Source organism: Variovorax sp. VaC1 (genome assembly GCF_043658315.1).
GTDB lineage: Bacteria > Pseudomonadota > Gammaproteobacteria > Burkholderiales > Burkholderiaceae_C > Variovorax.
Map to the genome: position 1 here is coordinate 181,952 of NZ_JBIGLT010000001.1, position 22,538 is coordinate 204,489.

Annotated in this window: 22 protein-coding genes; 12 read left to right on the forward strand and 10 right to left on the reverse strand. The window is 67.9% G+C overall.

Annotated elements, in window-relative coordinates; translation table 11 throughout:
• Window positions 1–20: 20 nt before the first annotated feature.
• The 5 genes from ACGLHS_RS00875 (at window position 21) to ACGLHS_RS00895 (ending at window position 4,788) form a co-directional block, all read left to right on the forward strand.
• The gene (locus ACGLHS_RS00875) at window positions 21–1,301 is read left to right on the forward strand and encodes a Zn-dependent hydrolase (protein ID WP_394476020.1); all 1,281 of its coding nucleotides are present in this window, start codon (window positions 21–23) and stop codon (window positions 1,299–1,301) included.
• A complete protein-coding gene (locus tag ACGLHS_RS00880) occupies window positions 1,298–2,416 on the forward strand; it encodes an ABC transporter substrate-binding protein (protein ID WP_394476022.1) in 1,119 nt (372 codons plus the stop codon). Before ACGLHS_RS00875 ends, ACGLHS_RS00880 begins: the two co-directional genes overlap by 4 nt.
• Complete coding sequence (locus tag ACGLHS_RS00885; RefSeq protein ID WP_394476024.1) at window positions 2,413–3,885, forward strand: M81 family metallopeptidase; 1,473 nt, start codon at window positions 2,413–2,415, stop codon at window positions 3,883–3,885. Before ACGLHS_RS00880 ends, ACGLHS_RS00885 begins: the two co-directional genes overlap by 4 nt.
• A 69-nt stretch (window positions 3,886–3,954) precedes the next feature.
• Window positions 3,955–4,320: a DUF2845 domain-containing protein gene (locus ACGLHS_RS00890; protein WP_176800980.1), complete on the forward strand. Its 366-nt coding sequence runs from the start codon at window positions 3,955–3,957 to the stop codon at window positions 4,318–4,320.
• Window positions 4,321–4,410: 90 nt separating this feature from the next.
• Entirely contained in the window at window positions 4,411–4,788 is a 378-nt protein-coding gene (locus tag ACGLHS_RS00895) for a nuclear transport factor 2 family protein (protein ID WP_093236776.1), read from the forward strand.
• Window positions 4,789–4,885: 97 nt separating this feature from the next.
• Here the strand turns inward: ACGLHS_RS00895 and ACGLHS_RS00900 are convergent, their stop codons facing one another.
• Entirely contained in the window at window positions 4,886–6,025 is a 1,140-nt protein-coding gene (locus tag ACGLHS_RS00900; protein ID WP_394476027.1) for a helix-turn-helix domain-containing protein, read from the reverse strand.
• A 179-nt stretch (window positions 6,026–6,204) separates the two neighbouring features.
• Here ACGLHS_RS00900 and ACGLHS_RS00905 point away from each other — a divergent pair, with 179 nt between their 5' ends.
• The 7 genes from ACGLHS_RS00905 to ACGLHS_RS00935 all read left to right on the forward strand — a co-directional run bounded on the left by ACGLHS_RS00905 (window position 6,205) and on the right by ACGLHS_RS00935 (window position 13,880).
• Window positions 6,205–6,702, forward strand: coding sequence for a (2Fe-2S)-binding protein (locus tag ACGLHS_RS00905; protein WP_093236778.1), 498 nt, complete (start codon window positions 6,205–6,207; stop codon window positions 6,700–6,702).
• 13 nt (window positions 6,703–6,715) lie between these two features.
• Window positions 6,716–9,100 carry a xanthine dehydrogenase family protein molybdopterin-binding subunit gene (locus tag ACGLHS_RS00910; RefSeq protein WP_394476030.1) on the forward strand — a complete coding sequence of 795 codons (2,385 nt, stop codon included), beginning with the start codon at window positions 6,716–6,718 and terminating at the stop codon, window positions 9,098–9,100.
• 20 nt (window positions 9,101–9,120) lie between these two features.
• Window positions 9,121–9,912, forward strand: a complete 792-nt coding sequence (locus ACGLHS_RS00915; protein ID WP_093236780.1) for a xanthine dehydrogenase family protein subunit M — start codon at window positions 9,121–9,123, stop codon at window positions 9,910–9,912.
• A gap of 67 nt (window positions 9,913–9,979) precedes the next feature.
• Window positions 9,980–10,882 carry an AAA family ATPase gene (locus ACGLHS_RS00920; protein ID WP_394476033.1) on the forward strand — a complete coding sequence of 301 codons (903 nt, stop codon included), beginning with the start codon at window positions 9,980–9,982 and terminating at the stop codon, window positions 10,880–10,882.
• Between the two features lie 23 nt (window positions 10,883–10,905).
• The gene (locus ACGLHS_RS00925) at window positions 10,906–12,120 is read left to right on the forward strand and encodes a VWA domain-containing protein (RefSeq protein ID WP_394476035.1); all 1,215 of its coding nucleotides are present in this window, start codon (window positions 10,906–10,908) and stop codon (window positions 12,118–12,120) included.
• A 60-nt stretch (window positions 12,121–12,180) separates the two neighbouring features.
• The gene (locus ACGLHS_RS00930; RefSeq protein ID WP_394476037.1) at window positions 12,181–12,849 is read left to right on the forward strand and encodes a CoxG family protein; all 669 of its coding nucleotides are present in this window, start codon (window positions 12,181–12,183) and stop codon (window positions 12,847–12,849) included.
• Between the two features lie 14 nt (window positions 12,850–12,863).
• Window positions 12,864–13,880, forward strand: a complete 1,017-nt coding sequence (locus ACGLHS_RS00935; RefSeq protein ID WP_093236784.1) for an XdhC family protein — start codon at window positions 12,864–12,866, stop codon at window positions 13,878–13,880.
• A gap of 22 nt (window positions 13,881–13,902) precedes the next feature.
• On the opposite strand, the gene mnhG is transcribed toward ACGLHS_RS00935, so the two are convergent.
• The 9 genes from mnhG to ACGLHS_RS00980 form a co-directional block, all read right to left on the reverse strand.
• Window positions 13,903–14,286 carry a monovalent cation/H(+) antiporter subunit G gene (mnhG, locus tag ACGLHS_RS00940; RefSeq protein ID WP_093236785.1) on the reverse strand — a complete coding sequence of 128 codons (384 nt, stop codon included), beginning with the start codon at window positions 14,284–14,286 and terminating at the stop codon, window positions 13,903–13,905.
• Between the two features lie 61 nt (window positions 14,287–14,347).
• Window positions 14,348–14,626 carry a K+/H+ antiporter subunit F gene (locus ACGLHS_RS00945; RefSeq protein ID WP_019654754.1) on the reverse strand — a complete coding sequence of 93 codons (279 nt, stop codon included), beginning with the start codon at window positions 14,624–14,626 and terminating at the stop codon, window positions 14,348–14,350.
• Window positions 14,623–15,114, reverse strand: coding sequence for a Na+/H+ antiporter subunit E (locus ACGLHS_RS00950; RefSeq protein ID WP_394476041.1), 492 nt, complete (start codon window positions 15,112–15,114; stop codon window positions 14,623–14,625). Before ACGLHS_RS00950 ends, ACGLHS_RS00945 begins: the two co-directional genes overlap by 4 nt.
• Window positions 15,111–16,796, reverse strand: a complete 1,686-nt coding sequence (locus ACGLHS_RS00955) for a monovalent cation/H+ antiporter subunit D (RefSeq protein ID WP_394478132.1) — start codon at window positions 16,794–16,796, stop codon at window positions 15,111–15,113. Before ACGLHS_RS00955 ends, ACGLHS_RS00950 begins: the two co-directional genes overlap by 4 nt.
• Before the next feature lie 41 nt (window positions 16,797–16,837).
• The gene (locus tag ACGLHS_RS00960; protein ID WP_093236787.1) at window positions 16,838–17,188 is read right to left on the reverse strand and encodes a Na+/H+ antiporter subunit C; all 351 of its coding nucleotides are present in this window, start codon (window positions 17,186–17,188) and stop codon (window positions 16,838–16,840) included.
• Window positions 17,188–20,127 (reverse strand): monovalent cation/H+ antiporter subunit A, encoded by a 2,940-nt coding sequence (locus ACGLHS_RS00965; RefSeq protein ID WP_394476044.1) that lies wholly within the window; start codon window positions 20,125–20,127, stop codon window positions 17,188–17,190. Before ACGLHS_RS00965 ends, ACGLHS_RS00960 begins: the two co-directional genes overlap by 1 nt.
• A gap of 78 nt (window positions 20,128–20,205) precedes the next feature.
• Window positions 20,206–20,583, reverse strand: coding sequence for a fluoride efflux transporter CrcB (gene crcB / locus ACGLHS_RS00970; protein WP_093236789.1), 378 nt, complete (start codon window positions 20,581–20,583; stop codon window positions 20,206–20,208).
• Window positions 20,584–20,625: 42 nt separating this feature from the next.
• Complete coding sequence (locus ACGLHS_RS00975; protein WP_394476047.1) at window positions 20,626–21,939, reverse strand: TRAP transporter large permease; 1,314 nt, start codon at window positions 21,937–21,939, stop codon at window positions 20,626–20,628.
• Between the two features lie 51 nt (window positions 21,940–21,990).
• Window positions 21,991–22,524 (reverse strand): TRAP transporter small permease, encoded by a 534-nt coding sequence (locus ACGLHS_RS00980; protein ID WP_093236790.1) that lies wholly within the window; start codon window positions 22,522–22,524, stop codon window positions 21,991–21,993.
• Window positions 22,525–22,538: the final 14 nt, after the last annotated feature.

Genomic DNA, 22,538 nt, shown 5'->3' on the forward strand with positions numbered 1-22,538 from the left:
CAAATCTCATTCGAAGAACCATGACGACAACCATCGCAACCTCTTCCGCACCGGATGTGCGCGGCCTTCGCATCGACGGACGGCGCCTCTGGGATTCGCTGATGCAGCTGGCCCAGGTCGGCGGCACCGAGAAGGGCGGCGTCTGCCGCCTGGCGTTGACCGACCTTGACCGCCAGGGCCGCGACCTGTTTTCGCGCTGGGCGCGCGAGGCCGGCTGCGCACTGCGCGTGGACGCCATCGGCAACATCTTTGCGCGCCGCGCGGGCCGCAACAACGCGCTGCCGCCCGTCACGACCGGCAGCCACATCGACACGCAACCGACCGGCGGCAAGTTCGACGGCAACTACGGCGTGCTCGCGGGGCTCGAAGTGGTGCGCGCGCTGAACGATGCGGGCGTCGTCACCGAAGCGCCGCTCGAAGTGGCGGTGTGGACCAACGAGGAAGGCTCGCGCTTCGTGCCCGTGATGATGGGCTCGGGCGTCTTCGTCGACGCCTTCACGCTCGAGCATGCGCTGGCGCAACGCGACAACGACGGCATCAGCGTGTCCGATGCACTTGCGGCCATCGGCTATGCCGGCAGCACGCCGGCTTCTGCAGCGATGTCGCCGGTGGGCGCGTATTTCGAAGCGCACATCGAACAGGGCCCGGTGCTCGAAGCCAACGAGCGCGTGATCGGGGTGGTCGAAGGCGCGCTCGGCCAACGCTGGTACGACGTGGTGGTGCAGGGCATGGAAGCGCATGCCGGCCCCACGCCGATGGAGCTGCGGAAAGACGCGCTGCTGCCGGCCTCCGAACTGGTGATCGAGGTGAACCGCATCGCCTTGGCCCACGCGCCGCACGCGCGCGGCACGGTCGGCTGGATCGAGAACTACCCGAACTCGCGCAACGTGATTCCGGGCCGCGTGCGGCTCAGCGTCGATCTGCGCGCGGCGGACGACGTGGTGCTGTCGGCCATGGACGCGGCGCTGAAGGAAGCGGTGCAACGCATCGCCGCCAGGAGCAAGGTCGAGATGACGGTGGAGCAGGTCGTGTACTTCCCGCCGCAACCCTTCACGCCGAAGCTGGTGTCTGCGGTGCGCGAGGCGGCGCAGGCACAGGGCCTGACGTGGATGAACGTGATCAGCGGCGCTGGCCACGACGCGGTGTACCTCGCGCGCGTGTGCCCCACCGCGATGATCTTCGTGCCCTGCCTCGACGGCATCAGCCACAACGAGATCGAAGACGCGCAGCCTGAGCACCTGGAGGCAGGTTGCAACGTGCTGCTGCAGGCCATGCTGCAAAGCGCGGGAGTCGTGTCGTGAAGGCGTGGCGCCGCGCCCTGATGGCGCTGGCCCTGGCGTGGGCCGCCGTGCCGGCGAGTGCCGCCGATCCGATCCTGGTGGGCCAGTCCGCGGTGCTCACGGGGCCGCTGGCGCCCAACAGCCTCGCATTCATGGAAGGCCAGACGCTGCTGTTCGACCAGTTGAACAAGGCCGGGGGCATCGGCGGGCGGCCCGTCAAGATGATCACGTACGACGATGTGTATGCCCCGGACAAGGCCGCGGCCAATGCAGAGAAATTGCTCGGCACCGATCACGTGATCTGCCTCTTCGGCACCATGGGCACGGGCATCGGCGCGGCCATGGTGCCCGTGGCGGTGAAGTACGACAGCTTCATCTTCGGCGGATTGACCGGCGCGGCGGTGCTGCACGGGCCGAAGGTTCCGATCTATCACGTGCGGGAGTCGTATGCCGACGAAGTGCTGCGCGTGATGACCCATCTGACGACGGTGGGCCTGACGCGAATCGCCATCGTTTCGAGCGACGACGCCTACGGCAAGGGCATCGAGAAAGACGCCGTGGACGCGCTGCGCAAGAACGGGCTGTCCCAGGTGCTGGCGCTGCGCTTCGATCCGCAGGACAAGGAGCCCTCGCGTGCCGCGCAGCAGGTCATTGCCAGCGGTGCGCAGGCCGTCTACGTCATCGCGGCGGGCATGCCGGCGATCAACATGATCCGGGCGCTGGTTGCTGCGCCGGTCCATCCGCAGATCTACACGAACTCGGTGGCCAGCTCCTTCCTGCTTTACAAGGAGCTTGGCGAGAAGAGCCGGGGCATCGTGCTGTCGCAGGTGATGCCGCCGTTCTGGAAGACCCGCTTTCCGATCGTCGACGAGTACCAGCGTGCGCGAAAGAGTGCCGGCAGCGAGGGCGAAGGCTCTTACCTCGGACTCGAGGGCTACATCACGGCCAAGGCCTTTGCGGAAGCGCTGCAGCGCGTCAAGGGGCCGATCACGACGGAATCGCTCAGGCGAAGCATCGAAAATTCGCCGCCCATGAACCTGGGTGGCTACATGCTGGCGTTCAAGCCCGACAACCGCAACGGTTCGAATTTCGGCGACATCACGATGCTGGCAAGCGGTGGAAGGTTTGCACAATGAAAGTTCTGATCGCCCGTCTCAACCACGAGACCAACACCTTCTCGCCCGTGCCCACGCCGCTCGCGGCCTTCGGCCCCGATGGCCCGACCTTCGGTGCGCAGGCCTACAAGGACAACAAGGGCATGCGCACCGCGATGTCGGCCTTCATCGACCTGGCCGAGCGGGCCGGTGCCACGCTGGTCACGCCGGTGTCGGCATCGGCCAACCCGAGCGGGCCGGTCGATGCGCAGGCCTACACCACGCTGACGCAATGCATCGTCGATGCGGCACCGGGCTGCGACGCGATCCTGCTCGACCTGCACGGCGCGATGGTGGCGCAGAACAGCGTCGATGGCGAAGGCGACCTGCTGGTGCGGCTGCGTGCCGCGGCGCCCGGCGTGCCCATTGGCGTGGCGCTCGACCTGCATGCCAACGTCACGCCTGCCATGGTGCAGAACGCCGACGTGATCGTCGGCTTCAAGACCTATCCGCACATCGACATGTACGAGACCGGCGAGCACGCCGGCCGCCTGCTGTTCGACATGCTGGCCGGCCACAGCAAGCCGGCGATGCGCTGGCACCCGTTGCCGTTGATGGCGCACACGCTGCGCAGCGCGTCGTTCACGGGTGCGATGCAGCGGGCCATCGAAGCTGCGCGCGAGGCCGAGAAATCGGAATCGCTGGCGGTGTCGATCCTCGCGGGCTTTTCGCTCTCGGACATCGAGGCGCCGTGCATGAGCGTGATCGTGGTCGATGCGCAATCGCCCGAGCGCGCACAGGCCACGGCCGACCGCATCGCCGGTCAGATGTGGGCCGAGCGCGAGGCCTTCATCTACCGCAGCGAGCCACTGGCCGAATCGGTCGAGCGTGCGAAGCTCATCGCCAGCGGCGCCACGCGTCCGGTGCTGCTGCTCGACCATGGCGACAACTGCATGTCGGGCGGCAGCTGCGACACCATGGACGTGCTGCAGGAGGCGCTGGCGCAAGGGCTGCATGGCATTGGCGTGGGCCCGCTGTGCGACCCCGAGGCGGTGCGCGAACTGATCGCGGCGGGCGAGGGCGCGCAGGTGACGGTCGCGCTCGGCAACAAGGTTTCGCTCGAAGGCATCGGCCTTGCGAAGACGCCGGTGCGGCTGACCGGCACGGTGCGCACCATCAGCGACGGCGAGTACGTGATCACCGGCCCCACCTACACCGGCCAGCGCAGCAGCATGGGCCGCACGGTGCTGTTCGACATCGGCACGGCGCGCATCGTGGTCACCGAGCGCACGCAGGAGCCGTGGGACATCGGCGTGTTCGAGTGCGCGGGGCTCGATCCGCGAAAGGAGCGCTTTCTTCTGCTCAAGTCGCGCATGTACTGCCGGCCGGTGTTCGAGCCGCTGTCGGCGGCGCTGGTGGAGTGCGACAGCCCGGGTGTCACCAGTTCGGACTACAGCCTGTTTCCGTTCAGCAAGGTGCGACGGCCGGTGTATCCGCTCGACGCGGTCTGATCGGGTTCCGGCTTCAGCTTAGGCGCCGGAATGTCACTACCATCGCTTGCGCCAAACACAGGAAACACCGTGAAGCGATCTCTGTTCATTCCCGCCGCCTTGCTGGCGCTGTCGTTCGTTGCGCCGGCGCAGGCACAGACCCTCAACTGCAACCGCGACTTCGCGCAGAGGGGCGATTCCAAGTTCACCATCCTGCAGAAGTGCGGGGAGCCGGTGTTCAAGGACAGCTTCTGCGCCAAGCCCGATCCGAACCCGCAGGTGATCGTGCCGCCCTCGTCCTCGACGGGGGACAGGACCGTCATCGTGAACAACAACAGCACCTGCGACCAGAGCGAGGAGTGGACCTACCGGCCGGGCTCGGGCCAGTTCGAGACCATGTTGCTGTTCCAGAACGGCGCGCTCAAGAGCATCCGCTACGGCAGCCGGATTCCATGACCTGAGACGTCATCGACGTTCGGCGCGCGTGACGCGACCATTCTTTCACCCCGCGATGTTGCGGGTTCAACCCCGAAAGGAATCGTCACCATGAACACCGCCGCACACGATGCCACCACCATTGCCCATGGCTACATCGCCGTCTGGAACGAAACCGACGCCGCACGCCGCGCCGAACTGATCGAGGCCGGCTGGACCGCCAACGCGCACTACGTCGATCCGCTGGCGCAGGCCAGCGGCCGCGAGCAGATCAGCGCGTTGGTCGGTGCAGTGCACCAGCGCTACCCGGGCTTTCGCTTCAACCTGCTGGGCAAGGCCGACGCGCATGGCGACCACCTGCGCTTTTCGTGGACGCTGGGCCCGAGCGGTGCCGAAGACCTGATCCAGGGGACCGATTTCGTCCAGCTCGATGCGGGCAAGCTGCGCTCGGTGACGGGCTTTCTCGACAAGGTGCCGGTTGGCGCTTGAGCAATGAGTGCTCCCCGGCTTTACGCACCGCGCACCGTCCCTTGCCGGGGGCAACACCAGCGGGCCGGCGAAACCGGTTCCGCGGTGTTTCAGATATTCAGTCCGGCGCGCCTGCCGGCCGTCCGCGCCACAGCTTGCGATAGACCGTCGCCCGGCTGATGCCCAGCGCACGCGCTGCTTCGGCGACGTTGCCGCGGGCATCGGCCACCGCCTTGCGGATGAGCGCGGTTTCCACGTCACGCAGCCGTGGCCGGACATCGGGAACCGGGGCGCCCGTGTCGCCGTTACCACCGCGCTGGGGCCGCACCTGCACGCGCAGGCCCGACCAGAGCGGCACTTCGAGCACCGCATCGCCCCTTCGGGCAGCGTCGAACATCATGTGCAAGGGCAGGGCGAACAGGTCGTTGAAGTTCAGCGCATGCTGGCTGCGCGCCAGCGGCTGGTGCAGCATCTGCCGCGCGGCGGCATTGGCGCCGGTGACGCTGCCGCCGGCATTGATGCACAGCAGGCCCTCGGTGGCTTCGCTGCCCGCGCTGCCGGGCCACGCAAGATGAAGCAGCAGTTCGCAGGGCTCGCGCATCACCAGCATGTTCTCGATGCTGCGCGCGGACAGCGTGGCCAGGTGCCGCAGCTCGGGCCGCTCGACCACCTGGACGCCCGTCAGGTCGAGCATGCCGATGCAGTCGCCCCGGGGACCGAAGAGCGGCGCGCCGGCGCAGCTGTAGACGCTGGTGTCGTCGAAGAAGTGCTCGCCTCGGTGCAGCCATACCGATTCCTGCTCGGCCAGCGCCGTGCCGATGGCCGAGGTGCCGATGGCGCGCTCGGACAGGTCGACGCCGATGCGCCCGATGTCGCGCGCATAGCGGCTGGCGGCATCGGTGCCGTCGGGCAGCGTGCCCACGTCGACCACGATGCCGTCGGCGTTGGTCAGGATCGCGAAATAACGGGTGTCGGCGATGGCGCGCGACAGCCGTTCGATGACGGGGCGGGCCGCCGACACCAATGCCCGGTTGCACTCGGCGGTGTCGCGGCTGATGGACTGGCTCACCGGGTCGAAGCTCACGCGTTGCTGGGGGCGTCGGCCGGATTCGAGGCAGCGCTGCCACGAACGGGTGATCCATGAATCGACGCAGGCGTTGCTGCGCGCACGGGAGGCCTCGCCGTGGATCAGCTCGCGGCGCGCTTGGGCGATGGCCAGGGAGCGCTCAGGCAGTGGCGAAACGATAGGGGAAGGCATCGTGTGAATTCGCGCGTGTGGGGCGTCTTTTCCCGGCTTGCCGAATGGCAAGTTGTTTCATTTTGAGAATTTCACGCGGTCTGTGCAAGTGTCAAGGGTTTTGCCTAGGATAGTGCGAAAGGTGGGCATCCAAGATGCTTTTTGCTGAATCAGCCATCACCTTTCACGGAGACAGCCACATGCAGGTCGCTTTCAAGGTCAACGGCCGCCCGGTCACGGTCGACGCTCCTCCCAACACCTTTCTTGTGCACGCGATCCGCGAGCACCTTCACCTGACTGGCACCCACGTCGGCTGCGACACCGCCCAATGCGGCGCATGCACCGTCCATGTCAACGGCCGAGCCATCAAATCATGCAATGTTTTGGTCGCCCAGGCGGCCGGTGCCGACATCACCACCATCGAGGGCATTGCCGAAGCAGACGGCACCATGCACCCCATGCAGGCGGCCTTCAAGGAGTGCCACGGCCTGCAGTGCGGTTTCTGCACGCCGGGCATGGTCATGAGCGCCATCGACCTGTGCACCCACCACCCGAAGTCGAGCGAAGCCGAGATCCGCGAGCTGCTCGACGGCAACCTGTGCCGCTGCACCGGCTACCAGAACATCGTGAAGGCCGTGAAGATGGGCGGCGAGGCGATGGCTTCGGGCACCCCGGTCAAAGCCGCCGTCACCGCCTGAAGGGAGCCGCATCATGGGTGCTTCCGACTTCTCCAACCTGCCGCACATCGGCGAAGCCCTGCGGCGCAAGGAAGACTATCGTTTTCTGACCGGTGCCGGCAACTACACCGACGACATCACGCTGGCCAACCAGAGCCACGCCGTCTTCGTTCGCTCGCCGCACGCGCACGCCGTCATCAAGTCCATCGACATCGCCGAGGCCATGAAGATGCCTGGCGTGGTCGGCATCTTCAGCGGCAAGGACATCGAAGGAAAAATGGGCGGGCTGCCCTGCGGCTGGCTCATCAACAACCCCGACGGCACTCCCATGAAGGAGCCGATGCACCCGATCCTGGCGATCAAGAAGGTGCGCTACGTGGGCGACCACGTGGCCATGGTGGTGGCCGAGACGGTCGAGCAGGCCAAGAACGCCGCCGAGGCGGTGGTGGTCGACTACGACGTGCTGCCCGCGCTCGTGAGTGTGGCCGATGCGGCAAAGAAGGCCGGTACCGTCACCCTGCACGACGAGGCGCCCGACAACCAGTGCTACAAGTGGGCGCTGGGCGACAAGGCGGCGGTCGATGCGGTGTTTGCCACGGCCGCGCACGTGACCAAGCTCGACCTCGTCAACAACCGGCTGATTCCCAACCCGATCGAGCCGCGCGTGGCCATCGGCAGCTACAGCCGGGGCACCGACGACTACACGCTGTATGTATCGAACCAGAACCCGCACGTCGAACGCCTGCTTATGACGGCCTTCGTGCTGGGCCTGCCCGAGCACAAGGTGCGCGTGATCGCGCCCGACGTGGGCGGCGGCTTCGGCTCCAAGATCTTCCTGTACGCCGAAGACGTGTGCCTGACCTGGGCCGCCAAGCAGCTCAACCGCAACATCAAGTGGACGGCGGAGCGTTCGGAGTGCTTCCTGTCCGATGCACACGGCCGCGACCACGTGAGCCACGCCGAAATGGCCATGGACAAGGACGGCAAGTTCCTGGCCATGCGGGTGCACACCGACGCCAACCTCGGCGCCTACCTGTCGACCTTCTCGACGGCAGTACCGACCATCCTCTACGCCACGCTGCTCGCGGGCCAGTACACCACGCCGCAGATCTACGTCGAGGTCGATGCGTGGTTCACCAACACCTCGCCGGTCGATGCCTACCGCGGGGCCGGGCGGCCCGAAGCCACCTACCTGCTGGAGCGGCTGGTGTCGCGCTGCGCGTGGGACATGAAGCTGGGCCAGGACGAGATCCGCAAGCGCAACTTCATCACCAGCTTCCCGTACCAGACGCCGGTGGCGCTGCAGTACGACACGGGCGACTTCCATGCATGCATGGACAAGGCGCGCGTGCTGGCCGAGGTCGATGGCTACGCGCAGCGCAAGGCCGCGACCGAAGCCAAGGGCAAGCTGCGCGGCATGGGCTATTCGAGCTACATCGAGGCCTGCGGCATCGCGCCCTCGAACATCGCGGGTGCGCTCGGTGCGCGGGCCGGCCTGTTCGAGTGCGGCGAGATCCGCGTGCACCCGACCGGTAGCGTGACGGTGTTCACCGGTTCGCACAGCCACGGCCAGGGCCATGAAACCACCTTCGCCCAGGTCGTGGCGGCGCGGCTGGGCATTCCGGTCGAGAACGTCGACGTGGTGCACGGCGACACCGGCCGCGTGCCCTTCGGCATGGGCACCTACGGCTCGCGTTCCATCTCGGTGGGCGGTGCGGCCATCATGAAGGCGCTCGACAAGATCGAGACCAAGGCCAAGAAGATCGCCGCGCACCTGATGGAGGCGAGCGACGCCGACATCGAGTTCGCCAACGGCGAGTTCACGGTCAAGGGCACCGACAAGAAGATCCCGTTCGGGCAAGTGGCGCTCACGGCCTACGTGCCGCACAACTATCCGCTCGACAAGCTCGAACCGGGCCTGAACGAAACCGCCTTCTACGACCCGACCAACTTCACCTTTCCGGGGGGCACCTACATCTGCGAGGTCGAGGTCGACAAGCAGACCGGCGAGGTCAAGATCGACCGCTTCACCGCCGTGGACGACTTCGGCACCATCATCAACCCGATGATCGTCGAGGGCCAGGTGCACGGCGGGCTGGTGCAGGGCATTGGGCAGGCGCTGCTCGAGAACTGCGTGTACGACAACGAAACCGGCCAGCTGCTCACCGGCAGCTTCATGGACTACGCCATGCCAAGAGCGGGCGACTTTCCGCAGTTCAAGCTCGACACCGTGTGCACCCCGTGCACGCACAACCCGCTCGGCACCAAGGGCTGCGGCGAGGCGGGGGCCATCGGCTCGCCGCCGGCCGTCATCAATGCCGTGCTCGACGCGCTGGCGCCACTGGGCGTCAAGGATTTCGATATGCCCGCATCGCCCAGCCGCGTCTGGGAAGCGATGCAGGCGGCCGCCACTCACTAAAACAAAGAAGGAATCACACCATGTATGCCTTCACACTCGAACGGCCTTCCACCGTGGCCGATGCGGCCAAACTCATCGCCGCCGGTGCCAAGCCGCTGGCGGGCGGGCAGACGCTGCTGGCGTCGATGAAGCTGCGGCTCTCGGCGCCCGAAAAGCTCGTGGACCTGAGCGGCATCAAGGAACTCACAGGCATCAAGAAGGACGGCGGCAACATCACCATCGGCGCGATGTCGCGCCACCTCGACGTGGCGAACAACGCCGACGTGAAGGCCGCCTACCCGGCGCTGGCCGACCTGGCCTCGCGCATCGGCGACCGGCAGGTGCGTGCGATGGGCACCATCGGCGGCTCGGTCGCCAACAACGATCCGGCCGCGTGCTACCCCAGCGCGGTGCTGGGTTCGGGCGCCACCGTCGTCACGTCGAAGCGCGAGATCGCCGCCGACGATTTCTTTCAGGGCCTGTTCACTACGGCGCTCGAAGAAGACGAGCTGATCACCGCGATCCGCTTTCCGATCCCCAAGCGCGCCGTGTATGAAAAGCTGCGCCAGAAGGCATCGAACTTTCCGCTCGTGGGCATCTTCCTTGCGCAGTACGACGGCGGCGTGCGCGTGGCCGTCACCGGCGCGGGCAACGGCGTGTTCCGCCACACGGGGCTCGAAGACGCGCTGAACAAGAGCTTCACGGCGGCTGCGGCCGCGGCGGTGAAGATCGACGCCAGCGACCTCAACAGCGACCTGCATGCCTCGGCGGCGTACCGCGCCAACCTGATCAGCGTGCTCACGCAACGGGCAGTGACCAAGGCGCTGGGCTGAAGAAGCCAGGGCGGCCCTACAGGAGCCGGAAGGCGCGAAAAGCTCGCGTCTTCCGCTACGCTTCGCCATGATCTTTCCGACCATCGATTCCCTCTCCGACGGGTTGGTGCAGGCCGGCTACTTCGCCGACCGCCGCCTGGCCACGGCCGTGTTCCTGGCGCTCAAGCTGCAGCGCCCGCTGCTGCTCGAAGGCGAGCCCGGCGTCGGCAAGACCGAGCTGGCCAAGGCGCTGTCGAAGGCGCTCAACCGCGAGTTGCTGCGCCTGCAGTGCTACGACGGCCTGGAGCAGCGCGAAGCCCTCTACGAGTGGAACTACGCGGCGCAGTTGCTGCACATGCGCGCGGCCGAGGCCACGGGCGCGGCGCGCGATGTGGAAGCCGAGGTCTACCAGCCGCACTACCTGATCCGCCGCCCCTTGCTGCAAGCCCTGCAGACGCCGGCACCCGGCGCCGTGCTGCTGATCGACGAAGTGGACCGTGCCGACGAACCCTTCGAGGCCTTCCTGCTCGAATACCTCGGCGAGTACCAGGTCAGCATTCCCGAGCTGGGCACGGTGCGCGCGGTGGTGCCACCCGTCACCATCCTCACCAGCAACCGCACGCGCGAGCTCAACGATGCGGTCAAGCGGCGCTGCCTCTATCACTGGCTCGACTACCCCGAACGCGAACGCGAGCTGGCCATCGTGCGCGCCCAGGTGCCGCAGGCCGGCGAGAAGCTCTCGGCCCAGGTGTCGGCCTTTGTCGCCCGGCTGCGCGAGGCGCCGTTCGTCAATGCCTTCCAGCGCGCGCCGGGCATTGCCGAAAGCGTCGAGTGGGCGAGGGCGCTGATCGCGCTCGACACCGTCGAGCTCGACCCCGAAGTGGTGGTCGACACCGCCGGCATCCTGTTCAAGCAGCGCGACGACGTGGCCGCGCTCACGCACGAGCTGGCGTCCGACCTGCTGCGACCCGAGGAGCCCGCCGCGCGCTGAACCGCGGCGGCGCCATCCATCGCATGACCGGCATCCAGCAACTCGGCGACGTCCGCAGCGGCAAGCTCGCTGGCAACATCACCGCCTTCGGCCGCGCCTTGCGCCGTGCGGGCGTGCGCACCGACGCCATGCGCATCGCGCTCGCCGCCGAGGCCGCCACGCTGATCGGCGTCGAAGACAAGCTCGACCTGAGTGCCGCGATGGAAGCCGTCATGGTGAGCCGCGAGCAAGACCGCATGGTGTTCCGCGAGCTGTTCGACGCGTGGTTTCGCGACCCCGAACTGGCCAACAAGCTGCTCGCCCAGATGCTGCCCAGCGCCGAGGGCAAGGCCGAGCCCTCGAAGCGGCGGCCGCGCGTGCGCGAGGCGCTCACCGCACCGCGCGACCCGGCCCAACCCGCGCTCGCGGCCAAGCCCGACAAGGAGGTCGAGTTCGATGCCGCCATGACATCGAGCGACCGCCAGCGCCTGCAGCATGCGGACTTCAACGCGCTCGGCGCTTCCGAGTACCGGCTGGTCGAGCGGCTGGCCCGCGACATCCGCCTGCCCATTCCCGCGCTGCCCTCGCGCCGCCTGCGCGTGGCCAGCGATGCGGGCCAGCAGCATGCGCGCATGCATTGGCCCGGCGTGCTGCACGAAGCCGCGCGCACCGGCGGCGAGATCTTGCGCCTGCCACGGCTGGCCCGGCGCGAGCAGCCCTTGCCGCTGCTGGTGCTGGTCGATGTGTCGGGCTCGATGGAGCGCTATGCGCGGCTGCTGCTCGCGTTTCTTCACGCGGCCACGCGGCGGGCCGGTCGGCGCGACGTGTTCGCCTTCGGCACCCGGCTGACCGACCTGACGCCGGCCTTCCGGCTGGCCGACACCGATGCGATGCTCGGTGCCGCGAGCCTTGCCATCGACGATTTCGCGGGCGGCACGCGGCTGGGCAGTTCGCTGGCCGAGCTGCGCCGTTCTCACGCCCGCCGCCTGATCGGCCGCCGCACGCTGGTGCTGGTGATCAGCGACGGGCTGGACACCGGCGAGCCCGCCATGCTCGAAGACGAACTGCTGTGGCTCAAGCGCCATTCGCGCCGCCTGCTGTGGCTCAACCCGCTGCTGCGCTTCGAGGGCTACGCCCCTCTGGCGCGTGGGGCCAGCGTGCTGCACCGGCAAGCGGACGCGATGCTGGCGGTCCACAATCTCAGTGCGCTCGAACAGCTGGCCGCCAGCCTCGCGGCCCTCATGCGGTCCGGCCGATAGCCGGGCCAGCCAGGCCAGCCACACCCGCAACGCCAGCCAGACAGAACCAAGGAAGACACGATGGAAATGCTCGGAAACCGCCATCTCGGCGTCACGCAACAACAGGCCTGGGAAGCGCTCAACGACCCTGAAACGCTGAAGAAGTGCATTCCCGGCTGCGACAAGTTCGAACTGACGGGCGACAACACCTACAGCGTCGCGCTCGCGGTCAAGATCGGCCCGGTGTCGGCCAAGTTCAACGGCAAGGTGATGCTGTCGGACATCGTGGCGCCCGATGGCTACAAGCTCACCTTCGAGGGGCAGGGCGGCGTGGCCGGCTTTGCCAAGGGCTCGTCGAGCGTCACGCTGAAGCCGCTGGCCGGTGCAGCCGCTCCTGCGGCTGTCACGGCTGACGTGCAGGCCGACGCCGCCATTGCCCATGAAGCCGGGGCCGCCTCGCCTCCGGCCGGTTGCGAGCTCGACTACACCGTGCAGGCCCAGGTCGGCGGCAAGATCGCCCAGCTCGGCCAGCGCCTGATCGACGGCGCGGCCAAGTCCACGGCCGACGACTTCTTCAAGCGCTTCGAGGCCGAAATGCAAAGCCGCTACGGTCCGCCGCCCGCGCCCGGCGCGGAAGCGACCGAGGCGCCGGCGGAAAAAACCGGCGTCATGTCGGGCCTGATGAAGAAGATCGGCCTGGGCAAGAAAGACGACAAGGACGCGCCCGCCACGCCGGGCGACGCCAGCTAGCCGCAGGTCGCGCCATGGAAAACCTCGACGTCATGGTGCTGCGCACGCTGCGCGACTGGCGGCGCGCCGGCAAGCGTGCGCTGCTGGCCACCGTGGTGCGCACCTGGGGCTCGTCGCCGCGGCCGGTCGGCTCGATCATGGCGCTGGCCGAAGACGGCGCGGTGGTCGGCTCGGTCTCGGGCGGTTGCATCGAAGACGACCTGATCGCGCGCTACAGCCATGCCCATGGCAAGGGCGAAGACGTGCCGCTGGGCGCGCCGCCCGCGCTCGTCAAGTACGGCATCACCGCCGACGAGGCGCACCGCTTCGGCCTGCCCTGCGGCGGCACGCTGGAGCTGCTGCTCGAATACGCGCCCGACGCCGATGCACTCGATACGCTGGTGACGCAGCTCGAACAGGGCCGGCTCATGCGGCGCACGGTCGCGCTGGCCAGCGGGGTCGTCGAACTCGCGGAAGCGACGGCGCCCGACGAACTCACGGTGAACGACACCGAGCTCACCAACACCTTCGGCCCCGAGTACCGCATGCTGCTGATCGGTGCCGGCCAGCTCGCCGAGTACCTCGCGACCATGGCCAAGTTCAGCGGCTTTGCCGTGACGCTGTGCGACCCGCGCGCCGAGTACCGCACCGCATGGTCGTTGTCCGGCGTGCACATCACGACCGAGATGCCCGACGACGCGGTGCTGGCCTTCAAGCCCGACCGCCGCAGCTGCGTGGTCGCGCTCACGCACGACCCGAAGCTCGACGACCTCGCGTTGCTCGAAGCGTTGCAGAGCGAAGCCTTCTACGTCGGCGCCATCGGCTCGCGGCGCAATGCCGATGCGCGGCGCGAGCGGATGATCGAGCACTTCGACCAGACCGACGAGTCGCTCGCACGGTTGCGCGGGCCGATCGGCATCTACATCGGCAGCAAGACGCCGCCCGAGATCGCGGTGAGCGTCATGGCCGAGATCCTGGCGGTGAAGAACGCGGTGACGCTGCCGCGCGAGGTGGAAGTGGCGCAGGCCAAGGCGCGGCTGCTGGCCGCGTGATTTCGCGGCAGCCTTCTTTCGGTCAGCCCTCGTAGGGCGGAATCGGGCCCTGGTCCGAAGGCGAGGGCGGCGGTACGTCGCTGTTCTTCTGCCGTTCGCGGAACAAGGCGGCGCGCATCAGGAAGATGGTGGTGACCGGCGTGGTGAGCGCCACGAACAGCACGATCAGCACCCCGTGCAGCGAGAGGCTGTGGCCCTGCGCCGAGAAGTACACGATGGTGGCGACCGTCATCGACCACACGCCCCCGGTGGCGCCCAGCGTGGGCGCGTGGATGCGGCTGAAGAAGGTCGGCAGCCGCACAAGGCCGAAGGAGCCAATGGCAGCGAACGCCGCCCCCAGCACCGCGAAGACGGCGGTGACGATCTGGGCCCACAGCGGCAGCGGGCCCGCGATGAAGTCGTTCATCGGAATACCTCCGTGCTTCGCACCGCAGCGTGGGCTTGCATGGGGCGGCTTGGCGCGGCGCTCATTCGATCACCTCCCCGCGCAGCAGGAACTTGGCCATGGCTGTCGAGCTCACGAAGCCGAACAGCGCGATCAGCATGGCGGCGGCGAAGTACACGTCGCTCGCGTAGACGATGCCGAGCACCAGCATCATCAGCATGCCGTTGATGTAGAGGCAGTCCAGCGCCATCACGCGGTCTTGCGCCGAGGGGCCGATCAGCAGGCGAGCGACGGCGCAGAGCATGGCCACCGCCAGCAGGAACAGCGCGAACTTGAGCGACCAGAAAAGGATGGGCGTCATGATTCGAAGATCTCCATCAGCGGACGTTCGTAGCGGGTCTTGATCTGCGCGATGAAGGCCGCCTCGTCCTCAAGGTCGAACACGTGGATCAGCAGGGTGCTGCGGTCGAAGGCCAGCTCGCCCCAGGCGGTGCCGGGCGTGAGGCACATGATCATCGCGAGCACCGCGAGGCCGTTGGGGTCGCGCATGTCGAGCGGTATGCGCACGAAGCTCGCCTGGATGCGTTCGCTGCGGCGCGTGAGCAGCGCGCGCGCCACCGCGAACACCGACGCCGACATGTCGTAGAGCACGACGGCGGACAGTCGCAGCGCCACGCCGGGGCGGCGCATGCGCACCGTGGCGGGCCGCAGGCTCTGGGTCAGCAGCGGCACGGCGATGGCGAGCAGCACGCCCGTCAGCAGCGTGCTCGCCTCGAGCGACTGGTTGAGCAGCAGCCAGATGACGAGCAGCGCCAGGGACAGGGGCGGAGAGGGGATCAGGCGTCTCATGGCGTGCCGCCCTTTCCTTCGGCCTTGTCGTCGGCCTTTGCAGCCGGCACGGGGTTGGGCACCTGCCGTGCCTCCATCACCGCTGCACGGTAGGCCGTGGGCGTGCGCAGGCCCTCTGCTGTGGCCATCGCGTGGCGAAGCACCGGCTCGGCCCAGACGGTGAGCGCGATGCAGGCGACGATCAGCCCGGCCACCGGCAGCACCTCGAGCGCGGGCAGCGAAGGGAGGTTGCCATGCGGCTGGGTCCAGAAATGCCGGATGCCGGTGCGGGTCAGCGCGATCAGGGCGAGGAAGCCGGAGGCGATCAGCAGCACCAGGAAGATCCAACCGGCCGTGCCGATCGCGCCGCTGCCGCCCATCAGCCCCGAGAGCATCGCGAACTTGCCGACGAAGCCCGACAGCGGGGGCAGGCCGGTCAGCAGCAGCGTGCAGATCATGAAGCTCAGGCCGAGGAAGGCGACGCCGGCCGGGATCGCACGACCGTAGAGCGCCTGTGCATCGTCGTCGAGGTTCACGTCGCTCAGCGCGCTCAGGTCCTCGGCCAGGAAGGGCGCGTTGCCCGCGGCCTCGTGCGGCGCCACGCTGATGCCGGCGTTGCGCCAGCGCTCGATCATGTCGATCAGCAGGAAGAAGGCGCTCACCGCGAGGGTGGAGCTCAGCATGTAGAAGAGCGCGCCCGCCCACACGGCCGGCTGTCCCAGCCCCACCGCGGCGAGCAGCGTGCCGGCCGAGATCAGCACGCTGAAGCCCGCGAGGTTGGACAGCCGCTGCGTGCCGACGATGCCCATGGCCGCCACGAACAGCGTGGCGATGCCCGCGCCGACCAGCACCGGCTGGCCGAAGGCGGCCGATGCGCCGGTGTCGGGCGCGAAGAGCACCGTCCACAGTCGCAGCACGGTGTAGACGCCGAGCTTGGTGAGCAGCGCGAACACCGCGCCCACCGGCGAGACCGCCGAGCTGTACGCCGGCACCAGCCAGAAGTTGAGCGGCCATGCCCCCGCCTTGGCGAAGAAGGCGGTGAAGAGGATCGCCGTGGCCGCGTGCACCAGGCCGCGGTCGCCCGGCGCGAGCTCGGCGATGCGCATGCCCAGGTCGGCCATGTTGAGCGTGCCGGTCACGCCGTACAGGATGGCCGCGCCGATCAGGAACAGCGAGGAGGCCGCGAGGTTGATCGCGATGTAGTGCAGCCCTGCCTGCACGCGCAGCCGGCCCGAGCCGTGCAGCAGCAGGCCGTAGGAGGCCGCGAGCATCACCTCGAAGAACACGAACAGGTTGAACAGGTCGCCCGTGAGGAAGGCGCCGTTCAGGCCCATGAGCTGCAGCTGCAGCAGCGGGTGGAAGTGCACGCCCGCGCGGTCCCAGCGCGAGGTGGAGTAGATCGATGCGGCGAAGGCGATCACGCCGGTGAGCGCCACCATCATGGTCGAAAGCCGGTCGGCCACCAGCACGATGCCGAAGGGCGCGCGCCAGTTGCCGGGCAGGTAGACGCCGATGGAGCCGGGGCCGCCGCCGGTGTCGGGCGCGTTCACCCAGCGCAGCAGCGCCAGCGCGGCCAGCAGGCCGACGAGGCCCGAGACCACGCTCAGGGCCGACTTGGCGCGCCGGCGGTTCTCGCCCAGCAGCAGCATGAGCGCGGCCGTGAGCATGGGCACGAGGATCGGCACCGCCACGAGATGCGGCATGCTGAACTCGAGCAACTGGTCGAGCAGGTGGAAGATTTCTTTCACTCCGCCTCCTGCCGTTCTTCACCGTCCACGTGGTCGGTGCCGGTGAGGCCGCGCGAGGCGAGCATCACGACGAGGAAGAGCGCCGTCATCGCGAAGCCGATCACGATGGCGGTGAGCACCAGTGCCTGCGGCATCGGGTCGGCCGTGTTGGCCAGCGTGGCGGTCAGGCCCTTGATGAGCACCGGCTCGCTGTCGACCTTGAGCCGCCCCATGCTGAAGATGAAGAGATTGACCGCGTACGAGATCAGAGTCAGGCCCATGATGACCTGGAAGGTGCGCGGGCGCAGCAGCATGTAGACGCCGGAGCCGGTGAGCACGCCGATGGCGAGTGCGAGCACGATTTCCATCAGCGGGCTCCTCCCTCTGCGGCGGCGGCTTCGGCTTCTTTTTCGGCCTGCTCGTCGGCCCAGCGGTGGCTACGGATCGACTGGTGGGCCAGCGCGGTCAGGATCAGCATGGTGGCGCCGAGCACCAGCGCGAACACGCCGATGTCGAAGAAGAGGGCGCTGGGCACGTGCACGTCGCCCAGCAATGGCAGGTGCAGGTGCGCGGTGTGCGTGGTGAGGAACGGGTAGCCGAAGAACACCGCCCCGCCACCGGTGGCCAGCGCCAGCAGCAGGCCGATGGCGATCCAGCGGCGCGGGTAGATGCGAAGGTGCTCTTCCACCCACTCGGTGCCCGACACGATGAACTGCAGCACCAGCGCGACCGACATCACCAGCCCCGCGACGAAGCCGCCGCCCGGCGCGTTGTGGCCGCGCATGAAGAAGTAGACCGACACCAGCACCGAGATCGGCAGCAGCAGCCGCACCAGCACGGCCGGCACCATCAGGTAGCCGACGGCGGTGTCCTTGGCGCGGCGCGGGTTCAGCAGGTCGCTGCTGCCGTCGTCGGCCTGCAGCCGCTGCTGGATCGGCAGCGCCATCGATTCGATGGCGGGGCGGAAGCGCCGCAGCAGCGCATACACCGTGAGCGCCACGATGCCCAGCACGGTGATCTCGCCGAAGGTGTCGAAGCCGCGGAAGTCGACCAGCATCACGTTGACCACGTTCGTGCCGCCGCCCTCGGTGAGCGCGCGCTCGAGGAAGAAGGGCGAGATGCTCTGCGGGAAGGTGCGCGTCATCATGGCCCAGGCCAGCGCGGCCATGCCGCTGCCTGCGATGGCGGCGATCAGCAGGTCGCGGCCGCGGCGGCCCCAGGGCTTGAGCCGTGCGCGCGCGGGTTGCACCACGTCCTTGCTGCGCATCGGCAGCCAGCGCAGGCCCAGCAGGATCAGCACGGTGGTCACGGCCTCGACCACCAGTTGGGTCAGCGCGAGGTCGGGGGCCGAGAACCAGATGTAGGTGACGCAAGAGACCAGGCCCGCGCCCGCGGCCAGCATCAGCGCCGCCAGTCGGTGGAACTTGGCCTGCCACGCGGCCGCCACCGCGCAGGTGCCGCCGATGAGCCAGGTCATGGCGAACATCGGCGAGAAGGGCAACAACTCGCGCGTACCGGGCGCGGCGGGCGTGAGCCACAGCGAAGCGGTCGCGCCCGCGATAGCCACCACCACCAGCAGCAGCAACTGCCACTGCATGCGCTTGGTGCCGAAGAGGCGGCGGCTGCGCCGGCCGGCTTCGCTCAGCAGCGCAATGAGGTGCTCGAAGATCACCTGGCCGTCGAAGCGGTGCAGCAGCGGCGTGTTCTCGAGGCCGCCCGCCGCGCGGCGCCGACGCTGCAGCAGGTACAGCGCGGCGCCGCCCGCCAGCGCCACGAAGCTCATCAGGAGCGGCAGGTTGAAGCCGTGCCACACGGCCAGGCTGTAGTCGGGCAGCGTGCCGCCGACCACCGGCGTGGCGGCGGCCGCCAGCATCGGACCGACCGACCAGGCCGGCGCCACGCCCACCACCAGGCACAGCAGCACCAGCAGCTCGACCGGCACGCGCATCCAGTGCGGCGGCTCGTGCGGGTGCTTGGGCACGTCGTCGCCGCAGGGCGGGCCGAAGAACACGTCGAACACGAAGCGCGCCGAATAGGCCACGCTGAAGATGCCCGCGAGGGTGGCGATGACGGGCAGGCTGAAATCGACCCAGGGCGTGGCCTGGATGAAGACCGTCTCGGCGAAGAACATTTCCTTCGAGAGAAAGCCGTTGAGCAAGGGCACGCCGGCCATCGAGGCGCTGGCGATGATGGCCAGCGTGCCCGTGATCGGCATCAACCGCATCAGGCCGCTGAGCTTGCGGATGTCGCGCGTGCCGGTCTCGTGGTCGATGATGCCGGCCGCCATGAAGAGCGACGCCTTGAAGGTCGCGTGGTTCATCACGTGGAAGACCGCCGCCACCGCCGCCAGCGGGCTGTTCAGGCCCAGCAGCAGCGTGATGAGCCCGAGGTGCGAGATGGTCGAGTAGGCCAGCAGCGCCTTCAGGTCGCGCTGGAACATCGCGGCAAAGCCGCCGAGCAGCAGCGTGATCGCGCCGGCGCCGCCGACCATCCAGAACCACTGCTCGGTGCCCGACAGCACGGGCCACAGCCGCGCCATGAGGAACACGCCGAGCTTGACCATCGTGGCCGAGTGCAGGTAGGCCGACACCGGCGTGGGCGCGGCCATGGCGCGCGGCAGCCAGAAGTGGAACGGGAACTGCGCGCTCTTGGTGAAGGCGCCGAGCAGCACCAGCACCAGCGCGACCGGGTACAGCGCATGCGCGCGGATCAGGTCGCCCGAGGCCAGCACCACGTCGAGGTCGTAGCTGCCGACGATGCGGCCCAGCACCAGCACGCCGGCCAGCAGGCAAAGCCCGCCCGCGCCGGTGACGGTGAGCGCCATGCGCGCGCCGCGCCGCGCGTCGCGCCGGTGGTGCCAGTAGCCGATCAGCAAGAAGGAGAACAGGCTGGTGAGCTCCCAGAACAGCACCATCTGGATGAGGTTGCCCGAGAGCACCACGCCCATCATCGCGCCCATGAACGCGAGGAAGAACGAGAAGAAGCGCGGCACCGGGTCGGAGGCCGACATGTAGTAGCGCGCATAGAGCACCACCAGCGCGCCGATGCCCAGCACCAGCATGCAGAACAGCCATGCAAAGCCGTCCATGCGGAACACGAGGTTCAGGCCCAGGGCCGGCAGCCACTCGATCTCTTGCCGCAGCACCTTGCCATGGGCGATCTGCGGAAAGAACCATGCGGCCTGGATGGCGCAGCCGAGTGCGACGAGCCCCGCAAGCGTCGACTCCCTGTTGCGCGCGTTGGACGGCATCAACGCGGCCAGCACGCTGGCAATGAAGGGGAGGGCGACGAGAAAGACCAGGGGCATTGTGGTTAATTCTATCGATCGACCCTGATATGCCTTCTATCTATAACCGCAGGACATCAGGCGGTTTTCATGAAGCGGTCAACCCGAGAAGGCCTGCACGGTGCGCAGGCCCAGCCAGGTCATGCAGAGCGAGCCGCCCAGGTGCAGCGCGATCGTGCCCAGGGCCAGCCCGAAGCGGCCGCCGACGAGCATGCCGACCACCTCCGCCGAGAAACTGGAGAAGGTGGTGAGCGTGCCCAGGAAGCCGGTGATGACCATGAGCCGCCACGCAGGGTTGATGTCGGGCAGGCCGCTGAAGAAGCCGATGGCCACCCCGATCAGGTAGCCGCCGATCAGGTTGACCGCGAGCGTGCCCCAGGGGATGACGCTGCCCGGGTTGAGCCAGAGCGCGAAACCCCAGCGCAGGAGGGCGCCGACGCAGGCGGCGAGGCAGATGACGAGGGCGTTCAGCAGCATGGGCGCGATTATCCGCAAGCGGCCCGGTAGAGCCCGCCGGGCCTACTTCTCGCGGCCCATGACGAGGTCGGGCAGGATCGTCACGATGCTGGGGAACAGCGTGATGAGCGCAATGCACAGCACGAGGCAGAAGAAGAACGGAATGGCCGCCCTGGCGATCACGTTGCTGTCTTTTCCGGTCATGTTCTGCAGCACGAAGAGGTTGAAGCCCACCGGCGGCGTGACCTCGGCGATCTCGACCAGCAGCACGATGAAGATGCCGAACCAGATCAGGTCGAACCCCGCCTTCTGGATCATCGGCAGCACCACCGTGCTGGTCAGCACGATCATCGAGATGCCGTCGAGCGCCGTGCCCAGCACCAGGTACACCAGCACCAGCGCGCCGATGAGCGCGTAGGGCGACAGGTGCATGCTGTCGACCCACTCGGCCAGCTCGCGCGGAATGCCGGTGAAGGCCATCGTCTTGGTGAGGAACGCCGCGCCGGCCAGGATGAACATGATCATGCAGCTGGTGCGCGTGGCGCCCATGATGCCGTCCTTGAAGTTCTTCCACGTGAGGCTGCGGCCCCACGCCGCGATGGCCAGCGAGCCCAGCACGCCGAAGGCCGCGCACTCGGTGGCCGTGGCCCAGCCCGCCACCAGCACCCACACGATGAAGACGATCAGCAGCGCGCACGGAATGAGGTTGCCCGAGAGGCGGATCTTTTCCATGAAGGTGGTCGGCGGATCGGCCGGCGGCACCTGGTCGGGGTGCCGCAGGCTCCACCAGCCGATGTAGCCCGAGAACAGCAGCATCAGCAGAAAGCCCGGCAGGAAGCCGGCCAGGAAGATGCGGATGATCGAGGCGTCGGCCGCCACCGCGTACACCACCATCGTGATCGACGGCGGAATCAGGATGCCCAGCGTGCCCGCCGTGGCGAGCGAGCCTATGGCCAGCTTCTCGTTGTAGCCGCGGCGCTTGAGCTCGGGCAGCGCCACCTTGGCGATGGTCGCGCAGGTGGCCGCCGACGAACCCGAGACCGAGCCGAACACGCCGCACCCGAGGATGGTGGTGTGCATCAGCCGGCCCGGCACGCGGTTGAGCCACGGGCGCAAACCTTCGAACATCTCTTCGCTGAGCTTGGTTCTGAAAAGGATCTCGCCCATCCAGATGAACAGCGGCAGCGCCGCGAGCTCCCAGCTCGCATTGCTTTCCCAGAAGGCAGAGAACAGGTTCTTGCCCGGCAGCGTGTTGGTGAAGAAGGCCTGGCCGACCCAGCCGACGATGGCCAGTGTCATCGCGATCCACACGCCGCCCGCCAGGAGCAGCAGCATGATCCCGAGCAGCAGCGCGCCCATCCAGAGGTTTTCGAACATCGGGTGTCTTTGTCGCTGTTGTGTTGCTGTTGTTGTGGTGGTAGTTGTGGCTCAGACGTCGGAGGAGAAGTCGCCCGCGGCGTGGCGTTCCTCGATGGCGCGCTGGTAGCTGGGCTTGTCGCCGCGCACCACGCCGACCAGCTCGTCGACCATGGCGATCAGCAGCAGCCAGCAGCCGATCACGAAGGTCGATTGCGGAATCCAGATCGGAATGACCACGAGGCCCGTCGCCATCTCGGCGAACTCGTAGCTCTCGTACGTGAAGCTGGTGGCCCAGTAGGTGAGGTACGACACCGACACCGCCGCGACCAGCAGGCACATCACGTCGAGCACGCGCCGCGTCTTGGGGGGCACGGCTTCGAGCAGCAGCGTCACGCGCACGAAGTCGCCATGCCGAAAGGCATGCGCCATCGCGAAGAACGCGGCGGCGGCACAGAGCCACGCCACCACGTCGTTGAGCCCGCTCACATGCCAGTTCATCTGCCGGCCCACGCCGGCCAGGATCATCAGCACGAAGATCAGGAACACGCAGAGCGCGCCGAGCGCGCCTGCACCGTCATACAGGCGGTCGAGAAAGCGGCGCATGGCTCAGGTCTCCC